The sequence below is a fragment of the Flavobacterium selenitireducens genome (assembly GCF_014748335.1).
Classification (GTDB): Bacteria; Bacteroidota; Bacteroidia; order Flavobacteriales; family Flavobacteriaceae; genus Flavobacterium; species Flavobacterium selenitireducens.
Map to the genome: position 1 here is coordinate 1 of NZ_JAAVIY010000023.1, position 8,624 is coordinate 8,624.

The following is an 8,624-nucleotide window of genomic DNA, read 5'->3' on the forward strand; positions in this document are numbered from 1 at the left end:
TAAAACACCGAAATATATTTTGGAAAGAGAGATTGCCGCCTCAAAACATCGATTAAATTAGCAATAATATTAAACATCAAAAGACCTGTTGCAATTAGGTCTTGAATCCACCATATGTCCATAAAAGAAAAACTAGATTTACGTTTTTTACTTCCAGTATTTACAAGTACAATTGGGATTTTTATTTATCTGCATTTTAGGATTGTTGAAATAACAACGTTAGAACCCGCAAATGACTATCTGTTGATTTTAAGTGTTTGCCATTATCTCTCGGCAATTTGCTCTATCCTGGTATTCGTTGTACTTACTAATGAAGGATTAAACTATCTTAATATAGATAAACGTCTAATTATTCCTGTTTTAAAATCTCGAGAATCAGCTCAGCGGAATTTACTTTTCTTCTGGCCTTTCCTACTAGTTTACAGTTTGGCCTCACTAGTAAGCATAAGTGTATTTTCAAGCTTTGATTTTGAAACCAAGCAGACATTAGCAATAACATTATCCATTATCATATCGATCCTTATAATCAAATTTTTTCTTGGAATTGGCATAAAACTCATAGCTAAAATGATGAGTATTATTTCATTCAAAAGTATAATTGTTTTTTTTCTCGGTTATTTAATTTTTATACCGATTGAAGTCCTCTCTTCTTCAGGAATTATAGTCGAAAGTGATAAGAAAATATATAAGCAAACTGATGTCGTGAATTTATTAATTAAGCCAAAAGGATATATCTTCAGACCACGGATTGAAAATGTTAACTATGGACTAACCTTTGACACAATTAAAAGAGGTTCTGATTATGTTTATTATTTTGACTTGAAAGACTACGACAGTTTAACAGTCCCACTGGTTCAAACAAAGTATACATTACAAATTTTTGAATCCAAGTATGAACATTATTTTGACCTAAATGTTTCGCCAAAGTAACTGCACCTAACCGCCTATTCACGCCATTGCTGGTTTCCGGTACCGGGAAGCGTAGTTTCCAAAGCCGCAAAACATTGGATTTTTCAAACTTTCCAAGTTAGAAAAATCCAAAAGTTTTGCTACCTTTCGTCTAAACGGAGAGTACTTTCTCCGGCAGCCGCAACGGCGCGAATAGGCCTCACGTTACTGGAAATGGCGGCGAGCGCGAAACCTGAAAAAACGTCACTCCAAAAAAAATCCGAAGTTCTCTCAATTCTTTTATACCATTCAAGAAAGGAAAAATATTGGTCGGCTGATCGCGATCAAAACGAGGGATATTATTATATTTAGATCTAAGCGAGCAGCAAAGATTAGTCTTTGATCAGCATGGCGTTTTTAGCAAGCAGTCATTGGTCGGCTTTAGGCATTTTCGATATTATCAATCAAACTTCAAAAGTTTTGGTTGGTACAAGGTTCCAAAACAAACTATTTTCGTCGATAGATATTGAACCGTTCGTTGACTCAACCTGGCTGGCCTGCTAAAAAAAAAAATTTAACAAAGAAAACAAAATCGTCACTTAATTTGCCAATAGGACGTGCCGCCACTTCCAGTAACCGCCGCTAACCGCCATCGATGGTTCAGAGTGACTAGAATCTAAAATTTCCAGAAGTCGCGAAAACAAAATTTTTTCAGCTTTGGCAAGCTAGAAAAAATCGTTGATTTCGCTACCTTTATTCCAAAGCAGAGAAAATTCTCTCCGGAAGGCCGCGACGGCGTTTAGCGGCCTCACGTTAGGGGCTATTTCCGAAAACTACCACTATGATAAAAATCCAAAAACTCCAACCGTACGACGGTGAATTAAAGAAACTATACAAGGATTTAGGCGAAACGATATTTGACGAATCTGGGCGTGGTGCTATATTAATTGCCACCGCACACATTGACGAGTATTTGACAAAACTTATTGAAGCAAATTTACCCAATACTATTTCTAAAAAAGAACGTGATCGATTATTCAAATATCCAGGAGCGATAAGTTCGTTTTCATCAAAAATAGAATTGTCTTATTGTTTTCGTCTTATCGAAAAAGAATTATATGACAGTCTAAATACTCTCAGACGACTTCGCAATGATGCTGCACATAGTTCTTCAAAATTTGATCTGTACGAGCTTAATGAAAAAATGAAATTGGTTTATAAATTCAATCCTCACATATATGATTTCATTCAGAAGACGTCGAGAAATCAAATTGTGAAAAGCAAAATAGCAGCGATTGAAAAAGCTTTAAAAGAAACTTTACCGCAAATTGACAATGATATAAATCCCGAGGAATATTTAAACAAACCTGAAAACCAGCAAATAATTGAAGAACAATTGCCTTATTGGGAGATGCTAAATGGACTATGTTTAATATGCTCTATAATCGTTTATAAAGCCGAGACAATAAAGGAAATATTAAAAGACATCGAGACTTGGGATGATTTAAAACAAGATTGAAACAGCCCCTAACCGCCGCTAACCGCCATGGCAGCGGGATGACTAAGGGGAAGAGTTTTGTCCCAAAGCCGCAAAAATTAGATTTTTCCTGCTTTGTTAAGCTAGGAAAAATCATAAGTTTTGCTACCTTTCGTCTCGGCGGAGAGATCCGTCTCCGGAAGGCTGCCACGATCGGTTAGCGGCCTCACGTTAGCCGTAATGTTATGAAAACCGTGCAAATACAGCGTTTAAAGGATATTTCTTTGACTTGCCCAAGAATCTAAATTCTCTACAAATTCATAGGATACTGTATGTGGGGACGGATAAATGCTGTTTTCTTTTACTTCAAGCCAATCTTTATAAGTTTTATCCAAAACATCATAAAGACTTGGATCAATCGATTTTAAAATTTCCAATTTGACGGGATAATTCATTGTGTCATTAGAACACGAAACAGCGGAAGCAAATTGACCTATAAATGCGTCTACCGAGCGACCACTTATTACACCTGGCTTAATAAAGTAACTATTTTTAAGTTCGTTCAAAAAAGAATAAGACAATTTATCTTGCACATAATCCGATATAAATTGCTTTCTGGTATATCCCATTTGTAAAAAAAGAGGCAACATTTTTATATGAGCAAAACTATTTATAAAATGATTCAATAAATCATTTGAGAAGAAGCTTGATACATTCGGTTTTGCCAATACTAGAAGTTTTAGACCAGCGGGAAAAGCTAAACCAATCCTATCCATTTCTATGTGTAAGAGTTCATGAGTAAAGCCACCTGTATCCGAAATCTGATTGTAAGGAACACCTATTGTATGAGAATTATAAATCGAATAAACAGAGTGAAATTGATCTAGAGTTGTAACAATTTCAATAGAATATATGCTCGACAGACTTTCCCAAAGCGCATTATTTTTTCCGTCCAACAATTCAGTAACGCTTAAACTTCTTCTCATTTTCAATAATCATTTACCCAAAGATACTATATATTTGATATCCAAACCTTTTAGAAACACTACGGCTAACCGCCGCTAACTTCCATTGCGGTTTTTCGTTAGCGAAAACCACTTTTTCCATAACTTCGTCTACGTTCGGCAGAGAAAATTCTCTCCGATTGCCGCAACGAGAAGTTAGCGGCCTCACGTTACCAGCTATTTTATTAGAACAACGCAAATGATCTCGAATCAAAGAAAAATACCTATCGGAATACTAGTTGGGATCCTAACCGTTTTTGCTTTTTACCAACTTGGAATAGCATTTAGTCCAGGTACCAATCCATTCGCAGAAGTCTATGAGATAAATTCAACTTATGATGAACTTCATTTAGCAATTGAGAAATTTAAAGAAACACATACAGAATTCGTTGTTCCTCCTGTTTTCATCAACGGAACACCAGCGGGAAAGTTATGTGACAAAATTAGTAGTGAAGGTTTTAGATATTTCTACGTCTATTTTTATTACAAAAAAGAAAATAAGATAGTATGTACAACGATAAACTCAGATTTTGAAGGGAAAGCAAAATTGAGGTTCATTGCCATAAATAATGGATTAAATTTGGGTAACTGGAAAGATGTCAATGATGATTTCGGATTTTTTGAAAATCGAAAAATAAAAAGGCAGTTTGAACAACGCATATTAGATCCGCTGGTTTTAAGTTTAGAACAAAAAACAGCTGGTAACCGCCGCTAACCGCCATCGCGGGTTTACGGTTAATTGAACTTACAGTTTTCAAAAGTCGCAAAAACAAGATTTTTTCTGCTTTGACAAGCTTGAAAAAATCGTTGATTTTGCTACCTTTCGTTCGGCAGAGAGAATTCTCTCCGAAAGGCCGCGACGCTCGGTTAGCGGCCTTACGTTGTACGCAAGCTACGCATCATGAAAAGAGATATATCTCCCAGACTACAAGAAATCGTACACGCATTACCTATAAGAAAAGGTATGAAGGTTATGGAAATAGGTTGCGGTTCCGGAGTTGTTGCGAGAGAACTATCCAATAAACTAGACGACGGGTATGTTTTGGCGATTGACCGCTCTCCCAAAGCTATAAGTCAAGCAATAAAAATGTCGTCAGCGCAACTAAAAAACGGAAATCTAGAGTATATAAATTCAAGTATTGAGGAACTGGAATTTGCGCATAATGACTATTTCGATATAATTTTTGCAATCAGGGTTGGAGTTCTAGATGGACGTCATCCTGAACGAAAAAATCTTGCTTTGGATAAAATTAGACGATTACTTAAGCCAGGTGGAAAACTTTACATTGATGGCGGAAAACCATTACAAGAAATTTTCACCAAACTAATTCAATAGGTTTAGCCTGCGTACAACCGCCGCTAACCGCCATCGCTGGTTTAGAGTAATGAGAACTATGAATTTCCAAAAGTCGCGAAAACAAGATTTTTTCTGCTTTGGAAAGCTAGAAAAAATCGTTGATTTCGCTACCTTTATTTCAAAGCAGAGAAAGTTCTCTCCGGAAGGCCGCGACGGCGTTTAGCGGCCTCACGTTAGTGGCAACCTGTCGAAATCTGAAGCATCATGAAAACCGTTTTAAAAATTACGCTTTTATTCTTGTTATCCACGTCATTTGGAGTCGCGTCGAGTCCCGATCCGGATTTTGACATTGACGGCTTTCTAAGTTCGACTAAAATGATTGTGTCCAAAATAATTGGAAAGTCAACCTCATTAAAATGCCAAATAACAAGAATGAATTCCAATACAACTGCCTCGGAGAATCACTTGAATGCATTAAATCCATCAAAATACACTCAGATAACAAAGTATTTCTTTGATGCGGGAACTAAAAATAAAAGTGAGTCATTTTGGTTAGTCATCGCTAAATATCAAAACATAGAAAGTTCCAAAAAAGCATTTCAGAATCTTCGTAATCTGTCAGGGAATGTCCAAACAAGTAAAGATAAGGTGCCAGGCCTTACCTATTCGAATGATTATGTAGTTCGCGATGGAAAAAGGATTATTTGGCTGAATTCGGGTTGTCTTTATTCTGAACAGGATCATTTACAACTCAGTGAAATTTTAAAAAGGCACATACCATTTCAGGTTTCAGAAACTATTAATTGTAAGTGTGGCGAAGTGGAATGTCTATGAATTCAGGCTGCCACTAACCGCCGCTAACCGCCATCGCTGGTTCAGAGTGACTAGAACCTAAAATTTCCAAAAGTCGCGAAAACAAGATTTTTTCCGCTTTGACAAGCTAGAAAAAATCGTTGATTTCGCTACCTTTATTCCAAAGCAGAGAAAACTCTCTCCGAAAGGCCGCGACGGCGTTTAGCGGCCTCACGTTACTTGCAAGCCGGCGCTGCGCGCGAGCGCCCGATTTGACACTATTTTTTTCAAAAAACGACCGTTTTTCAAATCGGGCGCCGTGGCAATTTAGAACCAACCTTGTAACAGAGAGTACCAGGTAAATTGCCACGCCAATCTTTGTGTTTTCGGCCTGCAAGTAACCGCCGCTAATCGCCATCGCTGGTTTAGAGTAGTTAGAACCTGAAATTTCCAGAAGTCGCGAAAACAAGATTTTTTCTGCTTTGGCAAGCTTGAAAAAATCGTTGATTTCGCTACCTTTATTCCAAATCAGAGAATATTCTCTCCGGAAGGCCGCGACGGCGTTTAGCGGCCTCACGTTAACTGCAAGCTTTAAAAATCATTACCCAGAAGATGAACCGAAAAAATGACTTCTTATTTTTATTAATCTTACTTCCATCAGTAATTTTATCTCAGAATAGTGATGAAGAAACAGTTTTGGCTTCTATTCACAGTAAAGTAATCAAAATTGATAGTTTAGCGAATGTTTCAGTGGAAGAAGTTGAAAATGGCGTTATTGTTTGGTCGCATGGAAATATGAAGCGTGAACTACATACTCAAATTAGGCTTTTAGAAAAAGACGGCAAATTACAGCGTGTTTGTTACAGAGAAAGAAAACCGAAAACGGATGAAGATTTAAGTTTGTACTTTGAAAACTCAAAATTGATATATGCAGAACTAACAACTTATAATAAAAAGAATTTGTCAACTAAAAAACTATACTATCAAAATGAAATTCTTGTCTTTCCAGACGACGACGATGATGAAGTTAATCTTTTAGTGAAAGCAGACGTACTCAAGAATAGAAAACAATAAAGCCAGCAGTTAACCGCCGCTAACCGCCATCGCTGGTTCACGGTAAATTGAACCAACTTTTTCCATAACTTCGCTTGCGTTCGGCAGAGAAATCCCTCTCCGGAAGGCCGCGACGGCGTTTAGCGGCCTCACGTTATGCGAGATTTTCGAATCACAAATCGACAAAACAATGAAAATTATAATCATATTTCTCCTACTCAATTTGCATCTAGTCTCTTTTGCTCAACCGGATTATCAGAACCGAAAAATTAGACTTGGCACAAAACCTAATTTGAAGTTTGACCATTGGATAGCAAATATTCCAAATGATAAAAATCTTGAAGGCAAATTTATTGTCTTAGAATTTTGGGCAACTTGGTGCGAGCCTTGTTTGAAAAATGTTGAACATTTAAACAAACTTCAATCGAAGTTCAACAATCCTAATTTATATTTTATCTCAATCACAGATGAAGAAAAAAACGTTGTCCAGAACGCTTTGAAAAAAGTTGACTTTAATTCCATCGTAGTTTCTGATAAGAGAACAATAAATAGTTTCTGGAACGGAGGACTTAGCAAATTAGTAATTCCATTTACAATATTGATTGATGACTATGGATTGATTAAGTGGATTGGAGATCCTTCAATTTTAAATGAAAGACTGATTAATGAATTTATTACCAAAAAGCTTACTCCATTTAGTATTTATGAAAATTCAAAAAGATAAAAACCTCGCATAACAGCGCATCTTGCTCTATCGCTGGTTCCAGGTAAATTGAACCAACTTTTTTCATAACTTCGTTTGCGTTCGGCAGAGAGTACAATCTACGATTGGCCGCGACAGCCAAGATGCGCGAAGCGTTGGCAGAAATGCGTGAACGACCGCCAAAAGACTACCTAAGATGAAACTATTAACTTACTTGGTGCTGTAATCTTAGAGTTCTCATATAATAAAAACCGCCAACTTTTAAGTATTCATTTAAAATTGAGAGACGGATTTATTTCCTAATGGAAATGAAACCCAACAAACAAAAAAATTAATTCAGGTACTTCTCATTTCATCGAGTTTTATCCGAAAAGAAATCAAAAGATGAACAATTAAATATTTAGCTTAGCAAAAAATTCGGTCAGAAATAATGAACGCTGAAATAATAGATTTAGTTGGTGAGTTCTTTTGGTATTTAGCCTTTCTCGCTCCATTTTTAGCTGTTACTATTTTCTGGAATTTAATAAGTGGAAAAAAAATATATAAAATATTATTTGGCTTTTTTACAGGACTGATCTTTTCGGCAATTTGCCTTTTTATAAGTGTTGCAATTGCCACAAGAAATGGTTTAGGAAGTTAGCGCACTTTTGCCAACCGCCGCTAATCGCCATTGCTGGTTCGCGGTAAATAGAACCAAATTTTTCCATAACTTCGCTTGCGTTCGGCAGAGAAATTTCTCTCCGGAAGGCCGCGACGGCGTTTAGCGGCCTCACGTTAGGCGACATTTCGGTTGAAATCGGGTAAATTCAAGAACTTAACGCAACAAAATCTTATCAATAGATTTGTTGTAAATGAAGAGAACATTCAACCATTTAAGTCATAAGGAAAGGATCGTAATCGAGACGTTGCTCGCCGAAAAAAAATCCGTTTCATATATCGCAAGACAACTGGGCAGGAACCGGTCCACGATAGGTCGGGAGGTCAAACAATGGGTCGTAAACCCCAAAGATGTCTATAAGGCCGACCTGGCCCATTTCTGCGCCGAACAGGTCCATATAACCAAACGGGGAAAGGACAAGATAAATTCCCATTCAAGGCTCAAGGCCGCCGTCTATCGTGGACTGCTCAGGGATCTGTCACCGGAGCAGATTTCGGGCGAACTCCGGGATCGGTATCCGGCTGATCCGGTCATGTCCATCTCCTACGAGGCGATTTACCAACACATTTACAGGCACAGGCAATCAAGGCTTGGCAAAAAACTCATTGCGCTACTGCCCTATAAGCACAGCCGCAGAAGGAACCGAACCAGAAAGGGCTTTACCAAACACAGTCGCATACCCGAGGCGGTAAGCATCGATGAAAGACCGGCTGAAGTCCTCTTAAGACAAGAAATCGGGCATACCGAAGGAG

The 8,624-nt window shown here is 37.6% G+C and carries 11 protein-coding genes; 9 read left to right on the plus strand and 2 right to left on the minus strand.

The genetic code is table 11. The annotated features are described in order from the left end of the window. Positions 1–114: 114 nt before the first annotated feature. Entirely contained in the window at positions 115–930 is an 816-nt protein-coding gene (locus HC229_RS16285; RefSeq protein ID WP_191021570.1) for a hypothetical protein, read from the plus strand. Between the two features lie 799 nt (positions 931–1,729). Further along, entirely contained in the window at positions 1,730–2,407 is a 678-nt protein-coding gene (locus HC229_RS16290) for a hypothetical protein (protein ID WP_191021571.1), read from the plus strand. 227 nt (positions 2,408–2,634) lie between these two features. Here HC229_RS16290 and HC229_RS16295 read toward each other — a convergent pair whose 3' ends face one another. After that, a complete protein-coding gene (locus tag HC229_RS16295; RefSeq protein ID WP_191021572.1) occupies positions 2,635–3,351 on the minus strand; it encodes a hypothetical protein in 717 nt (238 codons plus the stop codon). A 217-nt stretch (positions 3,352–3,568) separates the two neighbouring features. Here HC229_RS16295 and HC229_RS16300 point away from each other — a divergent pair, with 217 nt between their 5' ends. From HC229_RS16300 to HC229_RS16310, 3 genes are all read left to right on the plus strand, one after another. Next, complete coding sequence (locus HC229_RS16300; protein WP_191021573.1) at positions 3,569–4,084, plus strand: hypothetical protein; 516 nt, start codon at positions 3,569–3,571, stop codon at positions 4,082–4,084. A 186-nt stretch (positions 4,085–4,270) separates the two neighbouring features. Further along, positions 4,271–4,705, plus strand: a complete 435-nt coding sequence (locus tag HC229_RS16305) for a class I SAM-dependent methyltransferase (RefSeq protein WP_191021574.1) — start codon at positions 4,271–4,273, stop codon at positions 4,703–4,705. A 393-nt stretch (positions 4,706–5,098) separates the two neighbouring features. Further along, complete coding sequence (locus HC229_RS16310; protein ID WP_191021575.1) at positions 5,099–5,500, plus strand: hypothetical protein; 402 nt, start codon at positions 5,099–5,101, stop codon at positions 5,498–5,500. Between the two features lie 106 nt (positions 5,501–5,606). Here HC229_RS16310 and HC229_RS16315 read toward each other — a convergent pair whose 3' ends face one another. Further along, the gene (locus tag HC229_RS16315) at positions 5,607–6,035 is read right to left on the minus strand and encodes a hypothetical protein (protein WP_191021576.1); all 429 of its coding nucleotides are present in this window, start codon (positions 6,033–6,035) and stop codon (positions 5,607–5,609) included. Positions 6,036–6,070: 35 nt separating this feature from the next. On the opposite strand from HC229_RS16315, the gene HC229_RS16320 reads away from it, so the two are divergent. The 4 genes from HC229_RS16320 to HC229_RS16335 all read left to right on the plus strand — a co-directional run. Next, positions 6,071–6,532, plus strand: a complete 462-nt coding sequence (locus tag HC229_RS16320) for a hypothetical protein (protein WP_191021577.1) — start codon at positions 6,071–6,073, stop codon at positions 6,530–6,532. A gap of 169 nt (positions 6,533–6,701) precedes the next feature. Continuing rightward, the gene (locus HC229_RS16325; RefSeq protein ID WP_191021578.1) at positions 6,702–7,235 is read left to right on the plus strand and encodes a TlpA family protein disulfide reductase; all 534 of its coding nucleotides are present in this window, start codon (positions 6,702–6,704) and stop codon (positions 7,233–7,235) included. A 409-nt stretch (positions 7,236–7,644) separates the two neighbouring features. Further along, positions 7,645–7,854 carry a hypothetical protein gene (locus HC229_RS16330; RefSeq protein WP_191019053.1) on the plus strand — a complete coding sequence of 70 codons (210 nt, stop codon included), beginning with the start codon at positions 7,645–7,647 and terminating at the stop codon, positions 7,852–7,854. A gap of 211 nt (positions 7,855–8,065) precedes the next feature. Beyond that, the coding region (locus HC229_RS16335) for a helix-turn-helix domain-containing protein (RefSeq protein WP_191021547.1) at positions 8,066–8,624 on the plus strand (559 nt) is incomplete at its 3' end.

Bases quoted from the DNA above. Each gene is read 5' to 3' on its own strand.
- HC229_RS16310 (WP_191021575.1), top strand. From the start codon at position 5,099: ATGAATTCCAATACAACTGCCTCGGAGAATCACTTGAATGCATTAAAT.
- HC229_RS16305 (WP_191021574.1), top strand. From the start codon at position 4,271: ATGAAAAGAGATATATCTCCCAGACTACAAGAAATCGTACACGCATTA.
- HC229_RS16295 (WP_191021572.1), bottom strand. From the start codon at position 3,351: ATGAGAAGAAGTTTAAGCGTTACTGAATTGTTGGACGGAAAAAATAAT.
- HC229_RS16285 (WP_191021570.1), top strand. From the start codon at position 115: ATGTCCATAAAAGAAAAACTAGATTTACGTTTTTTACTTCCAGTATTT.
- HC229_RS16290 (WP_191021571.1), top strand. From the start codon at position 1,730: ATGATAAAAATCCAAAAACTCCAACCGTACGACGGTGAATTAAAGAAA.
- HC229_RS16300 (WP_191021573.1), top strand. From the start codon at position 3,569: ATGATCTCGAATCAAAGAAAAATACCTATCGGAATACTAGTTGGGATC.
- HC229_RS16320 (WP_191021577.1), top strand. From the start codon at position 6,071: ATGAACCGAAAAAATGACTTCTTATTTTTATTAATCTTACTTCCATCA.
- HC229_RS16330 (WP_191019053.1), top strand. From the start codon at position 7,645: ATGAACGCTGAAATAATAGATTTAGTTGGTGAGTTCTTTTGGTATTTA.
- HC229_RS16325 (WP_191021578.1), top strand. From the start codon at position 6,702: ATGAAAATTATAATCATATTTCTCCTACTCAATTTGCATCTAGTCTCT.